15 protein-coding genes are annotated in these 16940 nt (G+C 56.0%); 12 read left to right on the top strand and 3 right to left on the bottom strand.

All coding sequences use genetic code 11. The annotated features are described in order from the left end of the window. Nucleotides 1-50: 50 nt before the first annotated feature. Nucleotides 51-1790, bottom strand: coding sequence for an arginine--tRNA ligase (gene argS, locus RBH33_RS17160; RefSeq protein ID WP_306733450.1), 1740 nt, complete (start codon nucleotides 1788-1790; stop codon nucleotides 51-53). 162 nt (nucleotides 1791-1952) lie between these two features. On the opposite strand from argS, the gene RBH33_RS17165 reads away from it, so the two are divergent. From RBH33_RS17165 to RBH33_RS17180, 4 genes are all read left to right on the top strand, one after another. Further along, a complete protein-coding gene (locus RBH33_RS17165) occupies nucleotides 1953-2741 on the top strand; it encodes an enoyl-CoA hydratase (RefSeq protein WP_306733451.1) in 789 nt (262 codons plus the stop codon). A 40-nt stretch (nucleotides 2742-2781) separates the two neighbouring features. Continuing rightward, nucleotides 2782-3609, top strand: coding sequence for an SDR family oxidoreductase (locus RBH33_RS17170; protein ID WP_306733452.1), 828 nt, complete (start codon nucleotides 2782-2784; stop codon nucleotides 3607-3609). A 2-nt stretch (nucleotides 3610-3611) separates the two neighbouring features. After that, a complete protein-coding gene (locus RBH33_RS17175) occupies nucleotides 3612-3950 on the top strand; it encodes a 4a-hydroxytetrahydrobiopterin dehydratase (RefSeq protein WP_306733482.1) in 339 nt (112 codons plus the stop codon). Between the two features lie 89 nt (nucleotides 3951-4039). Next, nucleotides 4040-5869 (top strand): sensor domain-containing phosphodiesterase, encoded by a 1830-nt coding sequence (locus tag RBH33_RS17180; protein WP_306733453.1) that lies wholly within the window; start codon nucleotides 4040-4042, stop codon nucleotides 5867-5869. 24 nt (nucleotides 5870-5893) lie between these two features. Here RBH33_RS17180 and RBH33_RS17185 read toward each other — a convergent pair whose 3' ends face one another. Together RBH33_RS17185 and can are read right to left on the bottom strand one after the other, a co-directional pair. Continuing rightward, entirely contained in the window at nucleotides 5894-7147 is a 1254-nt protein-coding gene (locus RBH33_RS17185) for a retropepsin-like aspartic protease (protein ID WP_306733454.1), read from the bottom strand. Nucleotides 7148-7182: 35 nt separating this feature from the next. Further along, nucleotides 7183-7812 carry a carbonate dehydratase gene (can, locus tag RBH33_RS17190; RefSeq protein WP_306733455.1) on the bottom strand — a complete coding sequence of 210 codons (630 nt, stop codon included), beginning with the start codon at nucleotides 7810-7812 and terminating at the stop codon, nucleotides 7183-7185. Nucleotides 7813-7914: 102 nt separating this feature from the next. Here can and sbcB point away from each other — a divergent pair, with 102 nt between their 5' ends. From sbcB to RBH33_RS17230, 8 genes are all read left to right on the top strand, one after another. Beyond that, nucleotides 7915-9456, top strand: a complete 1542-nt coding sequence (sbcB, locus tag RBH33_RS17195; RefSeq protein WP_306733456.1) for an exodeoxyribonuclease I — start codon at nucleotides 7915-7917, stop codon at nucleotides 9454-9456. Nucleotides 9457-9634: 178 nt separating this feature from the next. Continuing rightward, a complete protein-coding gene (locus RBH33_RS17200) occupies nucleotides 9635-10855 on the top strand; it encodes an argininosuccinate synthase (RefSeq protein WP_306733457.1) in 1221 nt (406 codons plus the stop codon). Between the two features lie 348 nt (nucleotides 10856-11203). Next, nucleotides 11204-12643, top strand: coding sequence for a cytochrome-c oxidase, cbb3-type subunit I (ccoN, locus tag RBH33_RS17205; protein ID WP_306733458.1), 1440 nt, complete (start codon nucleotides 11204-11206; stop codon nucleotides 12641-12643). After that, entirely contained in the window at nucleotides 12640-13251 is a 612-nt protein-coding gene (gene ccoO / locus RBH33_RS17210; protein WP_306733459.1) for a cytochrome-c oxidase, cbb3-type subunit II, read from the top strand. Before ccoN ends, ccoO begins: the two co-directional genes overlap by 4 nt. A gap of 4 nt (nucleotides 13252-13255) precedes the next feature. Further along, entirely contained in the window at nucleotides 13256-13492 is a 237-nt protein-coding gene (locus tag RBH33_RS17215) for a cbb3-type cytochrome oxidase subunit 3 (protein ID WP_306733460.1), read from the top strand. After that, entirely contained in the window at nucleotides 13489-14391 is a 903-nt protein-coding gene (gene ccoP / locus RBH33_RS17220; protein WP_306733461.1) for a cytochrome-c oxidase, cbb3-type subunit III, read from the top strand. Before RBH33_RS17215 ends, ccoP begins: the two co-directional genes overlap by 4 nt. 81 nt (nucleotides 14392-14472) lie before the next feature. Further along, nucleotides 14473-15879, top strand: coding sequence for a cytochrome c oxidase accessory protein CcoG (gene ccoG / locus RBH33_RS17225; protein ID WP_306733462.1), 1407 nt, complete (start codon nucleotides 14473-14475; stop codon nucleotides 15877-15879). Between the two features lie 520 nt (nucleotides 15880-16399). Then, complete coding sequence (locus RBH33_RS17230) at nucleotides 16400-16939, top strand: FixH family protein (RefSeq protein ID WP_306733463.1); 540 nt, start codon at nucleotides 16400-16402, stop codon at nucleotides 16937-16939. Nucleotide 16940 lies beyond the last annotated feature (1 nt).

Genomic DNA, 16940 nt, shown 5'->3' on the forward strand with positions numbered 1-16940 from the left:
GTGGCTCCTTGTGAATACTCTGGAACCCAGCTTACCACAGCGATGAGTGTCTACATGCGCTCCATAACTTCGATGCCAAGCAGATCTAGGCCTGTGGCCAGTGTTTGCGCCACAAGATGGCACAGCCGAAGTCGGCTGGCGCGCACCTGCGGACGCACATCGGATCGGAGTACGGGGCAGGCTTCATAAAAGCGCATATACAAACTGGCCAGTTCATAGAGGTAGGTGCACAAGAGGTGCGGCATGGCATCCTTGGCGACCTGATCCAGCACCTCGCTCAGTTGCAGCAGCTTGAGCGCCAGTGCGTGTTCTTGCTCAGTGGCCACCAAAATGTCGCCCGTCAGAGTCGATGGGTCGGTATTCGATTTGCGAAAAATGCTTTGCACGCGTGTGAAAGCGTACTGCAAATAGGGTGCTGTATTGCCCTCAAAACTGAGCATGGTGTCCCAGTTGAACACATAGTCGTGGGTGCGTGTTTTACTCAGATCAGCGTACTTCACCGCGCCCAGTCCCACTTTGCGGCCAATGTCCGCTCGTTCCGCCTCGCTCAGTTCAGGATTCTTTTCCGCCACTAGGGCCGAGGCTCGGTCCACGGCTTCGTCCAGCAATTGTGCCAGCTTGACCGTGCCACCGGTGCGGGTTTTGAAGGGCTTGCCGTCGGCTCCCATCATGGTGCCAAAGGCGTGGTGCTCCAGGCTCACGTCCTCCGACACTAAGCCCGCTTTGCGCGCGAGAGTGAAGACTTGTTGCATGTGCAGAGACTGACGGGCGTCGATAAAGTATAGAATTCGCTGGGCGCCCAACTGCTGGGCGCGGTACCGAAGTGCAGCCAGGTCTGTGGTGGCATACAGATAACCGCCCCCCTGTTTTTGAATCAAGACCGGGGAAGGGTTGCCGTCTTTGTCGGCCAATTCGTCCAGGAACACCACTTTGGCCCCTTGGTCTTCCACCGCTAAACCCTGTTGCTCAAGCTCTGCAACCAAGGGCGCCAAGTCGTCGTTGTAGGCGCTTTCACCGCGTACATCCGCTTCGGTGAGCAGGACGTTCAATTTTTGATAAATCTCAGTGCTGTGCGTCAGGGAGATACGGGTAAATTCCCGCCACAGCTCCAGCACACCCGGGTCTCCGGATTGCAGTTTGACCACATAGTCTCGGGCCTTGTCGGCGAATGCTGAGTCCCGATCGAAATGCTGCTTTGCCTGCTGATAAAAAACTTCCAGATCTTGCAATGCCATCCCGGCTTCGCGCTCTTCGCCCAGTTGCTCCTCCAGTTCGGCAATCAACATGCCGAACTGAGTGCCCCAGTCCCCCACGTGGTTTTGCCGAATGACTTGGTGACCTTGAAACTCCAGCAGCCGCGCTACGGCATCACCGATAATGGTTGAACGCAGGTGGCCCACATGCATTTCTTTGGCGAGGTTGGGGCCGGAATAATCCACGACCAAAATGTCTGGTTGTTGCACCGGTGCTATACCCAAACGCGGGTCGCTTTGAGCGGATGCCAGCTGTTCTCCCAGCCATGTTTTGTCCAGATGAATATTAATGAACCCGGGGCCAGCCACTTCCAATTTTTCAGCGATGCCCTCCAGCTCCAATTGACCGACAATTTTCTGCGCCAGCTCGCGGGGGTTGGTGCCCATGGCCTTAGCGGCGCCCATGGCACCGTTGGCTTGGTAATCGCCAAAACCGGATTTTTTGCTCGCCGCCACCAACGGTTGGTGTTGGAAGGGGATGCCGGCTGAGAGCATGGCTTGCTGAACTTTACTGGTCAGTAGATCGCGAATATTCATAAATCGGTCTTGGTGGATTGTCGATGGGCGAGCGCGATTGTAACCGCCGGGCTTGGCCGGTGTCATCTATTGCCGCCGATAATCGCGCGGCTGAGAGCGCCGCTTTGAGAGGGCCAGAGTATCAGGGTATAGTGGTACGAAACCATGGGTGGGAGTTCGGCAATGACTGACCCCAGAGGGCAATCGGCGCAATTGGACGCGCAGCTCGACGGTTCCGTACTGTGGCTGCGCTTCAACCGGCCCGAGCGCAAGAATGCGCTTACCTTGGCGATGTATGCGGCGGCGGCCGATGCGATTGCCAAAGCGCAAAAAGATCCGGCTGTTCGTGTCTTAGTTTTGGAGGGGCGCGAAGGGTGTTTTTGTGCCGGCAATGATCTCGCCGACTTTATGCAGGCGCCTGCCTTGACCGAAGAGCATCCGGTCATCGACTTTATGCGCGCCTTGCAAACCTTTGCTAAACCCGTTGTGGCGTCAGTGCGAGGGCCCGCCGTGGGCATCGGTACCACGGTACTGCTGCACTGCGATTTGGTCTACGCCAGCGACAACGCCTACTTTCAACTTCCCTTCGTTAACCTGGGACTCTGCCCTGAGTTCGCCGCCAGTTACTTGCTGCCGCGTTCTTTGGGGCACGTCAAAGCGTCCGAACTGATTCTACTGGGGGAGGGTTTCGATGCCCAAACCGCGCTTGCTCTTCAGCTTGTCAATGAGGTCCTGCCGGATGCCGATCTGGACGTCCGCGTCAGGGAGCGACTCGCGCGTCTAGCCGCGCAACCGCCCGCCGCCCTGCGGCGCTCCAAGGCTTTGCTCAAGCAATCCCAACAGGCGGGTATAGCCGCTGCCATGAATGCTGAGGTGGCGGCCTTTACTGAAGGGCTCGCTTCCGAAGAGTGCGCGGAGGCTATTGAGGCGTTTTTTGCCAAGCGAGCGCCGGATTTTTCTCGCTTCCAGTAGTTCAAAAATTTACGCAACAGCGAAACAGAGGAATAGCCGTATGGCGCCGTGGGATTACACAGGTCGAAATGTTTTGGTGGTTGGCGGAACCAGTGGTATTAACCGCGGCATTGCCGAGGCCTTTGCGGCTGCGGGCGCGCGCGTGGCGGTGGCTAGCCGTTCGCAGGAAAAAGTGGACGACACAATAGCGGCGCTTCAGGCGCTAGGTGCGGAGTCCATGGGCTTTTGCGCCGATGTTCGGGACGCGGAGGTTGTTCGCTTGGGAGTGCAATCGGTACACGAGTCTTGGGGCGAACTGGATGTTGTGGTCTCAGGCGCAGCGGGTAACTTCCCGGCCATGGCCACGGGCATGTCGGTCAACGCGTTTAAGTCAGTGGTCGACATTGATTTGCTGGGCAGCTTTCATGTGGCGCAAGCGGTTTACCCCTTTTTACGTAAACCCGGCGGGTCGTTGATCCATATCTCTGCGCCTCAGGCGCACATTGCCATGCCCGGCCAGTCGCATGTATGCGCTGCCAAGGCCGGTGTGGATATGTTAACGCGTACCCTAGCTTTGGAGTGGGGCGCGGAGGGTATTCGAGTAAACAGCGTTTTACCCGGCCCCATCGATGGCACCGAAGGCATGCAACGATTGGCGCCCAAGGAGCATCACCGACAAGCGGTGGCACAGTCCGTCCCCCTTGGCCGGCTGGGGCAACCTGAGGATATTGCCAGAGCGTGCCTGTTTCTGGCGTCGGAGCAAGCGGCTTACATTGCCGGGGTGGTGCTGCCGGTAGACGGCGGTTGGTCACTCGGCGGCGCGGCGGCTACGGGCGCCGCTCTGGGAGCCATGCTAAATAGCAATTCACCCAAATCGAAGGAGAAATGATGATGACTCAGTTAGCGCAGATGCAATGCGAACCGTGTAAAGCGGGTGGACCGCAAATGAGCGAATCTGAAATTCGGGATTTGATTACAGAGTTGCCGGATTGGAATGTGGATACGGTCGACGGCGAGCAGTGTTTGTCCAGGACCGTTAAGTTCAAAGATTTTGCCGGGGCTCTGGCGTTCACGCAACAGGTGGGTGAGCTTGCGGAAAAGGCCAACCATCATCCGGTGTTGACCACTGAGTGGGGCAAGGTAACGGTGTATTGGTGGACCCACAAAACTGGTGGTTTGCACCGCAATGATTTTGTAATGGCCGCCAAAACTGATCGTCTTTTGGAATAGCCTATACAGGCAATGCTCGCGAAATTTTCCGACCTTTGGTGGCCGCACACGGTAGAAATGCGCAACCTTAGACTGAACCGGAGGGCGCCATGAGTGCTGAAAGTGCTACTTACGTGAAACCCGAAATTCCTGCGGATGAGGAGGAGCGGCTGGAGGAATTGCGTGGGCTGAACCTACTGGGTGTCGCCGCCGATGAACGTTTCGATCGCTATACGGCCCTGGTGGCGAATCTTTTTGAGTTTCCCGTTGTATTGATCACTTTGATTGACGCCAACCGGCAGTGGTTCAAGTCGGCTTGCGGTTGGAGTTTCCGGGAGACCACTCGCGACGTGTCGTTCTGTGCTCACGCCATCAACGAACCGGAAGTGATGGTGATCCCGGACGCGTGTAAGGATGAGCGTTTTGCCGGGAACCCGTTGGTCACGGGCCCACCGTACATTCGTTTTTATGCGGGGGCGCAGGTGCACGGACCCAGCGGGAAAACGCTTGGTACCTTGTGCTTGATTGACCACAAGCCGCGCACGTTCGATGATTGCCAGATTTGGCGCCTGCGGCAATTTGCAAATCTGGTGGAAAGCGAAATTCGGCATAAGAACGATCTGCAGCAGGTGCGTGCGTCGGTAGAGTTTTCCGCCTACTACGATCCACTCACCCGTTTGCCCAACCGCCGTCTACTTACTGACCGTTTGACGCAGTTGCTGGCGCTTTCCCAAGCGTCCGAGCGTCAACTAGCGGTTCTGTTGATGAATGTTGCAGGTTTGCGTTTGGTGAATCAAAGCCTGGGTACAGAAGCCGGCGATGAGCTGCTCGCGCAAGTGGCGGATCGCTTGCGGGACGTGTGTCCAGGTGGCGGTACGGTGGCGCGTTTGCAGGCCGATGAGTTCGTGATGGTTGTACCCAACTTGGCGGAAGACGCTAACGATATTGATCAGGTCGCAGACCGGGTTCGGGGGGAGTTGGAAAAACCTTTTCTTTATGAGGGCGGTGAACAGTATTTGCGTATTTTGATCGGCGGCAGCATCTTTCCCGAGCACGGCGTTTCCCCCCAGGTGTTGATCGAAAAGGCCTCAGCGGCCATTCGTTTTTCGGGGCGGGAAGATTTGGGGATTCGCTACTTTACGCACGCCGAATCCGTGAGTATTTCCGAGCGCCTCAAGATAGAGTCCAGCATGCGTGGTGCTTTGGAAAAGAATCAGTTCTGTCTTCACTACCAGCCCATTGTCTCTCTGCATACGGGCGAGCTGGCCGGAGTCGAAGCGCTGCTGCGCTGGCACTCTTCTGAGTTGGGCGTTATGCACCCGGAGGAGTTTATTCCCATTGCCGAGCAGGCGGGACTGATCGTGCCGGTGGGCCGCTGGGTGCAGGCGGAGGTGTTTCGGCAAATTAGAGCGTGGTGCGCACAGGGGGAGTGGAATATTCCCGTGGCACTCAATGTGGCTCCAGTGGAGTTGCTGAAAGCGGATTTTGCGCAGGTTCTACTGGACCAGTTGAACAGCGCCGGAATTCCCCATGATTTACTGTGGGTGGAAGTGACGGAGTCTCTTCTGCTCAGCGATGATCCCCAGGTGGATTCGAACCTTGCGCTGCTTCATGAAGCTGGGTTGCGCGTCAGCATCGATGACTTTGGCACCGGTTACTCCAACCTTTCCCATTTGCGTCGACTACCCATTAGCACCTTGAAGATCGATCGGTCGTTTATGAGTGGTGTGCCTGGGCAGCCCCATGAGATGGCCCTGGCCGAGGCGATTATCAATATTGCCAAGACTTTGGACTTGAATATGGTTGCTGAAGGGTTGGAAACTCGCGAGCAGTTGGACTTTTTGAAGCGCGCCGAATGCCAGTACGCTCAGGGGTTTCTCATTTCTAAAGCTCTTGCGCCAGATAAAATACCGTCGCTACGCGGTCGTCCGTTGCTCTAGCAAGTAGCGCAAGACCGGTCCGGGTTACCTGGGTTGAACGTGTAAGCGAGCCTGATCCTGGTCGACCTGAAATCGAAAATGCCTAAGTACATTCATGCCCAATAAGCCATCCACACCGTGGGGCATGGAAAAGTCCAGTACGGCTATGTGCACATCGGGAATGGTGTGGGCTCCGAGCTGAAGTTGATCAACACGGTAGACAGTCCCTTTAGCCGCGCCGCCAGCGGTGTTGAAAATTTGCGGGCCAAGCTCGGTAAAACGGGTCTGGTGACGTAGACGGTCAAACGCTTCGTGGGACAGGGTGGTTACGCTGGCGCCGGTGTCGATTAGCAAGTGCACATCGGTCGTGCGATTGAGGCGCAGGGGCAAGTGGAAATGGCTTCCAATGGCGGTAAGTGCAAATGAATCTGTGCGCGGCTCGGTGCTGGCAACCCTCTCTCGGGGTGGACGGCCAGCGCCCTTTAGCAGCGCCGCCACGTCCGCCGCTATGGCGGGGTTGGTCGAGAGGTGTTCAAGCAGCTCATGGCCGAGGTCTTGCTGACCGTGCTGTAAATAAAGCTCGGCCAAGCGCAGCTGATAGCGTGGTTCAGTAAGATCCAGTGATTGCAGAGTTTCGTAGAAGTGGCTTAGCTCGCGCCAGCGTCTCTCAGCCGACAATTGATCGTCTACCCTAGCCACGAAATCCTTAAATGCATTTACCACTGTGGGTTGTTTGTCGCTCTGGGTGAGCGCATAAGTAAAAGTTAACTGGAAGGTGTTGGCCGCTTCGAAGAAGTAATCGGCATTCATCTGGTGTTGCGCCAGCACCAGCAATACGTCGATATCGTCGTAGTTCACCGAAAGTAGGGCGTCGACCAGGCTGATTAAAGCGCTTGCATCGCCTTGCGCTAGATAGTTGTCCAAGAACTGCAGCGCAATCTCTTTTAGCTTCTCACTGGCATGGAGGTCTGTGCGTTCAGTTTCCCGGTACAGCGCCATGGCCTCACTCAGAGCGGGGGCTGCCAATAGCGCCCGAAATTGTTCAGGTACAGACTTGCTGACAGGAGCGGGTTCTTGCTCAGCGTTGTACTCAGCCTGTGTAGTTGCTCGGGGATTCGAGAGTGTGGCGGTTTCAGTAGACTCGTTCTGGAACCAAGGGCTGGAAGGATAAGGGGTAGAGGCTTCCTGTGGGGGGGGGGCGGGCAACCTGTCGGGCCCACGGGCCCACCAGCCAATCGCAATGCCCAGGCTCAGAATCAGTGCAGTGAATAGCGGACTGGCTGGAAACCTGGGGCGCATTGGATAGTACCGTGAGTATAGGTGCGTGGCAGCGGCTAAGCCATGCGGTAGCGTTCGTCCACCTGATCAATGGACTTGATGGGCTTCACCAGCTTGCGCAGCAGGCCATCTTTGATGCTGTAAATCCAACCGTGAATGGTCAGTTCCTGCCCTTGCTTCCAGGCATTTTGCACAATGTTGGTGTGAGACACATTGGCCACTTGTTGTATGACATTCAGTTCGCACAAACGGTCAATGCGCTGAGCATCATCCTCTATCGCATCCAGTGCTTCTTGCTGATGAAAATACACATCGCGAATATTGCGCACCCAGTAGTCCAACATGCCCAGCTGCTTGTGCTCCATCGCCGCTTTTACACCGCCACAGCCATAATGGCCGGTAACAATAATGTGTTTGACCTTAAGGTACTCCACAGCAAATTGCATCACGGACAGGCAGTTAAGGTCCGTCTGAATGACCAGGTTTGCGACATTGCGGTGCACGAACAGCTCACCGGGCAATAAACCGACAATTTCATTGGCAGGCACTCGACTGTCGGCGCAGCCGATCCACAAAAATTCCGGCGTTTGCTGCGCGGCGAGTTTATTGAAAAACTCCGGATCTTTTTCCTTGGTCTGCTCCGCCCACTGGACGTTGTTGGTAAAGAGGGACTCTAAATCCGGCATGGGATCTCCTGCTTCCTTTGGCTCGTCAAGGGTTCCAGTATATTTCAATATCGTCGTGAAATGGTACAGTAGGGCGAGCATACCTTACGGGAGCAACGCACAGTGGCGGGACAACAACAGAATGGAGCCAGAACTCTGTACTGGCACGATTACGAAACCTGGGGCGAGAACCCTGCTCAGGATCGTCCCTCTCAGTTTGCCGGCATACGTACTGACGAACAACTGAACATTATCGGTGAGCCGCTGATGCTCTACTGCCGTCCGGCCCCGGACACACTGCCCAAACCGGAAGCCTGTCTGGTGACGGGCCTTACCCCTCAGCTGGCTTTAGAGCAAGGTGTGCCCGAACGGGAGTTTATCGCGGCTATACTGGCCGAGCTGGGGCAACCCGGTACCTGCGGGGTAGGGTACAACTCCATTCGCTTTGACGACGAAGTCACCCGCTACACACTCTATCGCAATTTCTACGATCCTTATGAGCGCGAGTGGCGCAATGGGAATTCCCGCTGGGACATCATCGACATGCTACGCATGACACGCGCGCTGCGCCCGGAGGGCATTCAGTGGCCCAATTACGATGATGGCCGACCCTGTTTTAAGTTGGAAGAGCTCACCCGAGCCAACAATCTCAGCCATGAGTCGGCCCATGATGCCCTGTCGGATGTCTATGCCACCATTGCTATTGCTCGACTGGTGCGAGAGAAACAGCCCAAACTGTACCAATACGCCTACCGGCTGCGGGACAAGCGCTTCGCCGGTTCTCTGGTGGATATCGACAGCCACAAGCCGCTGTTGCATATCTCTTCTAAATTCCCCAACGAAAACGGCAACGCCGCTCTGGTACTGCCCCTGATGCGGCATCCGGACAACAATAACAGTGTGTTGGTGTTCAATTTGGCTTCCAACCCCGCGGATCTGTTAAATCTGGACGTGGAGGGTTTGCGCGAGCGCCTGTTCGTGAAGACCGAAGACTTGCCCGAAGGCTCGGAGCGCCTGGCTCTGAAAGAAGTTCACCTAAACAAAACCCCAATGCTGCTTCCCCCTAACATGCTGGACGACAAAACCGCGCGTCGCCTGCGAATCAACCGGGAGCAATGTGAAGCCCACTGGCGGCAATTGGCCAACCTGACTCTGGATGAGCGTCGTGCGCTGCAGGTGAAGCTCCACCAGCTCTACCGGGAGCGCTCCTTCACGCCCAAAACCGACCCGGAGCAGATGCTCTACGACGGGTTTTTTGACGACAGCGACAAACGTCTTATGGCCCAAGTGCGCAAAATGAGTGGGGATGAGCTGGCCCAGCAGCACTTCGACTTTAAGGACAGCCGGCTACCCGAGTTACTGTTTCGCTACCGGGCTCGCCACTACCCAGAATCGTTAAGCAGCCAGGAGCAGGCCAGCTGGCGCACGTTCTGCCGTAGCCGCTTGACCGACCCTCAAGCGGGGGGCAGCCTTACTTGGGATCAATTGGTCCAGCGATTGGCCACCTTGCGATCCGGGACGTTGAGTGATCAGCAGCGGGGCATTCTGACTGAATTGGAGCGTTACGGACGCGAACAGCTGCAAAGGCTTGGACTGTCGGTGTCGAGTCCAATCGCAGGGGAGCTTGCCCCAGAGAATTCGACCGCGGCACCTTCTTCGTCTTAAATTGGTGCTCGACTAGAGCCCTCTGACTGTAGCCAGCCGAAACCATCGCCAGCGCTCTGGGATTTCCCTCCAATCGACGGTACAATACGCGCCGCCGCACAGCGGCCCCAGGGCAGTTTTTTGCTCGTTGGGCCCCCTGGCATCCAAATCGAAGTACAGCATTCAGCGGGAGCTCCCTATGTCATCCGTCAAAAAAGTGGTTCTGGCCTATTCCGGTGGCCTGGATACGTCTGTCATCGTCAAGTGGTTGCAGGAAACCTATAACTGCGAGGTGGTGACCTTTACCGCCGATATCGGCCAGGGTGAAGAGGTGGAGCCGGCCCGTGCCAAGGCACAGGCGCTGGGAGTTAAAGAAATCTACATCGACGATTTGCGCGAAGAATTCGTACGCGATTTCGTTTTCCCCATGTTCCGGGCCAACACCATTTATGAAGGTGAATACTTGCTGGGCACCTCCATCGCCCGTCCGCTGATCGCCAAGCGCCTGATTGAAATTGCCAATGAAACGGGCGCCGATGCCATTTCCCACGGTGCTACCGGCAAAGGCAATGACCAAGTGCGCTTCGAACTGGGCGCCTACGCGCTCAAGCCCGGCATCCAGGTGATTGCGCCCTGGCGCGAGTGGGACCTGACGTCTCGGGAAACCCTGATGGCCTACTGCGAGAAGCACAATATTCCCGTGGACTACGCCAAGAACAAGAAGAAGTCCCCTTACTCCATGGACGCCAACCTGCTGCACATCTCTTACGAGGGCGGCGTGCTGGAAGATCCCTGGACTGAGGCGGAAGAAGAGATGTGGCGCTGGAGCGTGTCCCCCGAGGCGGCTCCAGACCAGCCCACCTATGTGGACCTGACTTTTGAAAAAGGCGACATAGTGGCCATCAATGGCGAAACAATGTCGCCGGCTACGGTTTTGGCCACCCTGAACAAACTGGGCGGCGAAAACGGCATTGGCCGTTTGGATATTGTGGAAAACCGCTACGTGGGCATGAAGTCCCGGGGCTGTTACGAAACACCCGGCGGCACCATCATGCTGCGAGCGCACCGGGCCATAGAATCCATTACCCTTGATCGGGAAGTGGCGCACCTAAAAGACAGCCTGATGCCCAAATACGCCGAACTGGTGTACAACGGCTATTGGTGGAGCCCAGAGCGGCAGATGCTGCAAACGGCCATTGATGAGTCCCAGAAGCACGTCAACGGCGAAGTGCGTCTGAAGCTCTACAAAGGCGGCGTTCACCTGGTCGGCCGTCGCTCGGCGGATAGTCTGTTCGACGAAAAAGTCGCCACGTTTGAAGATGATGCCGGCGCGTACGATCAGAAAGACGCCGAAGGCTTCATTAAACTCAACGCTCTGCGCATGCGCATTGCCGCCAGCAAAGGGCGTAAGCTCAGCTAAGCGCCCGAAAAACTTAGCAGGCTCTGCCGAACCAATGTGGGGCGGCAGGGTCTGCTAAGACGTTTGACTCCGGTTTCATCGAAGCCGATTTTTCGCGGGCCAAACCACTCTTCAGAGGGTTTGGTGTGCCAGGATCGCACCCTCCCAGTGTTTCACTCAACTCTCTCTCCTTGTTGCGCAGTAAACGGGACATTGTTTGATGGAAGTCAAAAAATGTGTCAGCGCTTTAAGGGAAAATGCCCTCGCCAACCGGCAGTCTTGCGCCCCTAATGACAGGGCGTCGGCACGCTTGAGGCAGGATTTAGGCAACTCTTTTTGCGCTAGCGCAACACAGTACGGGAATATCCTATGACTAGCAGTTTGGCCGCGGCCGGCAACCACCCGGTATACGATTACAAGGTGGTTCGTCAGTTTTCTGTAATGACCGTGGTGTGGGGTATCGTGGGCATGGCCGTTGGGGTTCTGATCGCCGCCCAACTGGTATGGCCGGGCCTCAATGACATTTGGGCACCATATACGAACTTTGGCCGTTTGCGCCCCCTGCACACCAATGCGGTCATTTTTGCCTTCGGTGGCTGCGCGCTCTTCGCTACTTCCTATTACGTGGTTCAACGCACCTGCCAGGCCCCGCTGTTCGGCGGTTGGCTGGTGCCGTTCACCTTCTGGGGCTGGCAACTGGTGATCGTCTCGGCCGCCATTACACTGCCGCTGGGTATCACCACCACTAAAGAATACGCTGAGCTGGAATGGCCCATCAGTATTCTGATCACGATCGTGTGGGTGGCCTACGCCATCGTGTTTTTTGGCACCATCGCCAAGCGCAAAATCTCCCACATCTATGTGGCCAACTGGTTCTTTGGGGCGTTTATCCTGGCTGTGGCCCTGTTGCACGTGGTCAACAATGTTTATGTTCCCGTAACGTTGTGGAAGTCTTACTCCGTTTACTCGGGTACCACCGATGCCATGATTCAGTGGTGGTATGGGCACAACGCCGTGGGCTTTTTCCTGACCGCTGGCTTCCTGGGCATCATGTATTACTTTGTGCCCAAACAGGCAGAGCGACCCATCTATTCGTACCAGCTGTCCATCGTGCACTTTTGGGCCCTGATTTCCATTTACGTGTGGGCGGGTGCGCACCATCTGCACTACACCTCGTTGCCTGACTGGGCACAAAGCCTCGGTATGGTGATGTCTCTGATTCTCCTGGCGCCCAGTTGGGGCGGCATGATCAATGGCGTTATGACGCTCTCCGGCGCCTGGCACAAACTGCGCACTGACCCGACCTTGCGCTTTCTGGTGGTGTCTTTGTCGTTCTATGGTCTGACGACTTTTGAAGGGCCCATGATGTCCATCAAAACCGTGAATGCGCTCTCCCACAACACGGACTGGACCATTGGTCATGTGCACGCGGGTGCTCTGGGCTGGGTGGCAATGATCTCCATCGGAGCCATGTATCACCTACTGCCGATTTTGTTCGGCCGCAAACAGATGTACAGCATTAAGTGGATCAACGTGCATTTCTGGCTTTCTACCGTGGGTATTGTTCTCTACATCGTAGCCATGTGGGTGAACGGAATTATGCAGGGCTTGATGTGGCGTGCGTTTAACGAAGATGGGACGCTCACCTACACCTTCGTCGAATCCGTGCAAGCCAGCTATCCCGGTTACGTGGTGCGTTTTGTGGGCGGCGCTATCTTTTTGTTGGGTATGTTACTGATGGCCTGGAACCTATGGCGCACCGCCACAGTGCCCGAACCGGCCAATGAGTCCGGGGAGGCAAAAGCATGAAGAATCACGATCTGGTAGAAAAAAACATCGGTCTGATGACCGTGCTGATTATCTTCGCCATCAGTTTCGGTGGCTTGGTGCAAATCGTGCCGCTGTTTTTCCTCAAGGAAACCACTGAACCGGTAGAAGGCCTGATGCCTTTGGGGGCCCTGGAACTGGAAGGCCGGGACATTTACATCCGCGAAGGTTGTCACGTTTGCCACACCCAAATGGTGCGGCCGTTGCGTGCGGAAGTGGAGCGCTATGGACACTATTCCGTGGCGGGAGAGCAAATCTATGAGCATCCGTTCCTCTGGGGTTCCAAGCGCACCGGTCCGGACCTGGCCCGCATCGGTGGTCGTTATTCTGACGATTGGCACAAAGTGCATTTGTTTAATCCGCGCCTTGTCGTTCCGGAATCCAACATGCCGGCTTATCCCTGGCTCTATGACAATGTTCTGGACGGGCGCCATACGGAACGCAAAATGCGAGCTTTGCGCCGGGTAGGGGTGCCGTACACCGATGAAGATATTGAAGGCGCTGGTGAGCGGGTGAAAGGCGAAACCGAAATGGACGCCCTGGTAGCCTACTTGCAACAGTTGGGTACTTTGCTGACGGAGAAACGGTGACATTATGGATTCAGGACTCTTGGGAACCATTTCCACCCTTTTGATGGCTGCGGCTTTCGCAGCGATATGTTGGTGGGCTTTTTCTCCGCGCCGCAAGAAGCGCTTTGAAGATGCGGCCGAGGTGCCCTTCAAGAAAGATGAGAATGACCCTGAAACTCCGTCAGAGGATGACGACAGCGATACCCCGGCAGACCGGGACCAAGCTGAGCAAAACGATTCATCACGGCAGGACAAGCAATGAGCACTTTTTGGAGCCTTTGGATTATCGGGCTAACCGTCACCAATCTAGGGTTGGTGCTTTGGGTCCTGTTGGCGAATCGTAAGGTGGCTGTCCGGGATGACGAAGACCCAGAAAACAAAAAAAGGAGTCACGTCTACGACGGCATTGAGGAATACGATAACCCGCTGCCGCGCTGGTGGTTCAACCTGTTTATTGCTACTTTCATCTTTAGCGCTGTTTATCTCGTGCTCTACCCGGGCATGGGTGCCTTCCCCGGCGTGCTGGGGTGGACCTCCGAGGGTGAGTTGCGCCGGCATCAAGCTCAAGCTCAGGAGCTTTATGCTCATCAATTCGGTGCTTTCGCGGAAACCCCAATTGAGGAATTGGCTCATAATCCGCAAGCCATGCGTATGGGTTTGCGATTGTTTGCTAACAACTGCGCCGCCTGCCACGGTTCCGACGGCGGCGGTGGCTACGGATTCCCCGATTTGACCAACGGTGATTGGCAATGGGGTGGCAGTCCGGCACAGATCAAGAAAACGTTGATGGATGGCCGCGTTGGTATCATGCCGGGATGGGCCAGCTCCCTGGGAGAGCGGGGCATAGCTGACGTGACAGAGTATGTGTTGAAAATGTCTGGCCGCGATCACAATGAAGCGGCGGCTGAACGCGGCGGTCAGTCCTATGCTCAGTTCTGTGCGGCCTGTCATGGGCGCGAGGGGCAGGGTAATCAAGCTCTGGGTGGCCCGGACCTAACCAATGACATTTGGCTGTACGGCGGCGAGCCGAGCGACATTCGTCAGACACTGCGCGAGGGCCGTACCGGCGTCATGCCGGCGCAACGTAACTTGCTTCGCGAAGATCGCATTCACTTGTTGGCGGCCTATGTGTACAGTTTGTCACTGGACCATGAGGAATAAATTCAAGAAGCACACCTGTCACCGGCTGTGTAAGGGAGCTGGCCTTAAGCTGGCTCCCGTTTTGTTTGGAGGTGGATCGGCTTGAGTAAAACTCCGACATCACCCAAGCCGGGTGATCAGGAACCCGGAATTCGATACGTTAATCTGTACGAAGCCGAGGACAAAGTTTACACCCGCCGCATTATCGGCTTTTATCAAAAGTTGCGTCGCTATACCGGCCTGCCGTTGATTCTCGGGTTTTTGCTCATGCCCTGGCTGATCATCGACGGCCGGCCCGCCATGCTGTTCGACCTGCCCGCCCGTCAGTTTCATATCCTCTGGCTAACCTTCCGCCCCCAAGACGCCATGTACCTGGCTTGGTTATTGTTAATTGCGGCCTTTTTGTTGTTTACCGTTACGGTGTTGGTGGGGCGTGTGTGGTGCGGTTTCACTTGCCCACAGACCGTGTGGACGCAAATGTTTATATGGGCGGAGCATTTGTGTCAGGGCGATCGCAATAAGCGCATGAAGCTGGATGCACAACCGTGGAATACCGAGAAGGTACTTCGCAAAGGTGCTACGCAAAGTATTTGGCTGCTTATTTCCCTGATCACTGGGCTAACGTTTATTGGTTATTTTGTTCCCATACGGGAACTGATTGTGGGCCTTGTGACTCTGGAAGTGCATCCGGCCGCCGCCTTCTGGGTGTTTTTCTTTATGGGCGCCACCTATCTCAACGCGGGGTTTATGCGTGAGCAGGTGTGCAAGTACATGTGCCCCTACGCGCGCTTTCAGTCGGTCATGTACGACCAAGATACCCTCGCGGTGCTTTACAACCACCATCGCGGAGAGCAACGGGGCCCGCGTAAAGCAAACGAAGATTACCGCGCAAAAGGTATGGGGGACTGTATAGATTGCTCCTGGTGCGTGCAGGTCTGCCCGGTGGATATTGATATTCGCGAAGGCTTGCAGGCTGAGTGCATCGATTGCGGTTTATGCGTTGACGCCTGCAATCAGGTTATGGACAAAATGAGTTATCCACGGGGTCTAATCAGCTTTACCTCCGAGGATGCCATTGCCGGGGGCCGAACGCGTATCCTGAGGCCGCGCTTGTTTGGCTATGGCGCGATTTTGCTACTGATGATAGGCGTGTTCATTTACAGCATTGGCACTCGTGCTCCGGTAGGGCTTGATGTGATTCGTGACCGGGGCGTAAACATGTATCGTTTGAGCGGGGACATGGTGCAAAATGTTTACACCCTGCGGATTCACAACATGGACCGAGGCGTGCATCACTACGATGTCCAGGTGCATGGCGATTTCCCGTTCAGTGTACAAGGCTATCGACAGTATCCGGTGGAAGAGGGTGAAATCCTAACCGTACCGATTCGAGTGCAGGTTCCGCGCGATGAACTGGACCGCACCCAGACCAACATTACCTTTGAGCTGCAATCCCTGGAAAACCCAGAGATTCGCGCGGTAAGAAATTCGACTTTTATTGGTCCTTAATTCGTCCATTCGCAGGTGATGTGTGCTTCGTAAGGTTAGTTCCAGGCGATTCCCAGGAGGCTTTTCGAAAACGCCGTAAACCCGTCCCTGGGGGCTCTCTCACAAGGTCCCTCTTGTGAGAGTTTCGAAAAGCCTCCTGGGAATCGCCTCCCCGGCTGCAATCAAGTCATTTTTATCATGGACGTTCCGCTGTCTTTGGCAAAGATTCAGGGTAATGGGGAAAAGATCTCAGGAGCCCGATGCTACGGGGGGGTGCAGGGTGAGTGTTCAGCAAGCCTCAAAAGAGGGACCTTTCGGCCGGCGCCCCGGTGAGGCAGTCCCCATGGACGATTCACAGGGAAGTGATGAGTGTCCCAAAGCGCCGGGAGCGCGTAGGGACTGGGTTTACGACGTTTGCTGAACACTCACCCTGCGCGGCCCGAGAGCTCGCTTACGTGGCTGTTCCGGGCAGCAGTACGCGGGCATGACGACTCTACCCTTTTAAAAGCAAACAATCTCAAAACAGGAACCAGAACACAACATGCAACAGCGACGCGACAACGACATTCAGCCGTGGTATCGGCAGTTTTGGTTCTGGTTTCTGATGGCACCGCTTATCGCGGTGTTCTTTGTGGTCGGCGTACTTCTGACCGTCGCCTTCTACAACGCCGACGACGTGGTGCTCGACAACTACTACCGCGAAGGGCGGGGCATCAACCAAGTCTTTGAGCAGGATATCCGCGCCCAGGAAATGGGCCTGCAGGCCTCCTTGAAATTCGACCGGACTACCGGAGAAGTCATGGCCGAAGTCAACGCCGATACGTCCCTGCCCGAGCAACTGCTCTTATTAATGGACCATCCGGTCAGCGCCCGGCTCGACCAGCAAGTAAAGTTACGCCAAGTTCAGCCAGGGCAATATCGTGGCGACATGGACATCAAACCCCAGCATCGTTGGTATTTGTACCTGCTGCCCGAATTGCCGCCCGACCTGCGCGCCGAAGCCGAGTGGCGGCTGCGCGCGGAAATAAATTTCGAGCGTACCGATCAGGTGGAGTTAAAGCCCCGTGTTACCCACAACTAGG

The organism is Marinimicrobium hydrolyticum (assembly GCF_030848505.1).
Lineage (GTDB): Bacteria > Pseudomonadota > Gammaproteobacteria > Pseudomonadales > Cellvibrionaceae > JAVDDU01.

What these genes read in the sequence shown, in the direction of transcription:
- argS (WP_306733450.1), bottom strand. Translation starts at nt 1,790, where the DNA reads ATGAATATTCGCGATCTACTGACCAGTAAAGTTCAGCAAGCCATGCTC.
- RBH33_RS17165 (WP_306733451.1), top strand. Translation starts at nt 1,953, where the DNA reads ATGACTGACCCCAGAGGGCAATCGGCGCAATTGGACGCGCAGCTCGAC.
- RBH33_RS17170 (WP_306733452.1), top strand. Translation starts at nt 2,782, where the DNA reads ATGGCGCCGTGGGATTACACAGGTCGAAATGTTTTGGTGGTTGGCGGA.
- RBH33_RS17175 (WP_306733482.1), top strand. Translation starts at nt 3,612, where the DNA reads ATGACTCAGTTAGCGCAGATGCAATGCGAACCGTGTAAAGCGGGTGGA.
- RBH33_RS17180 (WP_306733453.1), top strand. Translation starts at nt 4,040, where the DNA reads ATGAGTGCTGAAAGTGCTACTTACGTGAAACCCGAAATTCCTGCGGAT.
- RBH33_RS17185 (WP_306733454.1), bottom strand. Translation starts at nt 7,147, where the DNA reads ATGCGCCCCAGGTTTCCAGCCAGTCCGCTATTCACTGCACTGATTCTG.
- can (WP_306733455.1), bottom strand. Translation starts at nt 7,812, where the DNA reads ATGCCGGATTTAGAGTCCCTCTTTACCAACAACGTCCAGTGGGCGGAG.
- RBH33_RS17200 (WP_306733457.1), top strand. Translation starts at nt 9,635, where the DNA reads ATGTCATCCGTCAAAAAAGTGGTTCTGGCCTATTCCGGTGGCCTGGAT.
- ccoN (WP_306733458.1), top strand. Translation starts at nt 11,204, where the DNA reads ATGACTAGCAGTTTGGCCGCGGCCGGCAACCACCCGGTATACGATTAC.
- ccoO (WP_306733459.1), top strand. Translation starts at nt 12,640, where the DNA reads ATGAAGAATCACGATCTGGTAGAAAAAAACATCGGTCTGATGACCGTG.
- RBH33_RS17215 (WP_306733460.1), top strand. Translation starts at nt 13,256, where the DNA reads ATGGATTCAGGACTCTTGGGAACCATTTCCACCCTTTTGATGGCTGCG.
- ccoP (WP_306733461.1), top strand. Translation starts at nt 13,489, where the DNA reads ATGAGCACTTTTTGGAGCCTTTGGATTATCGGGCTAACCGTCACCAAT.
- RBH33_RS17230 (WP_306733463.1), top strand. Translation starts at nt 16,400, where the DNA reads ATGCAACAGCGACGCGACAACGACATTCAGCCGTGGTATCGGCAGTTT.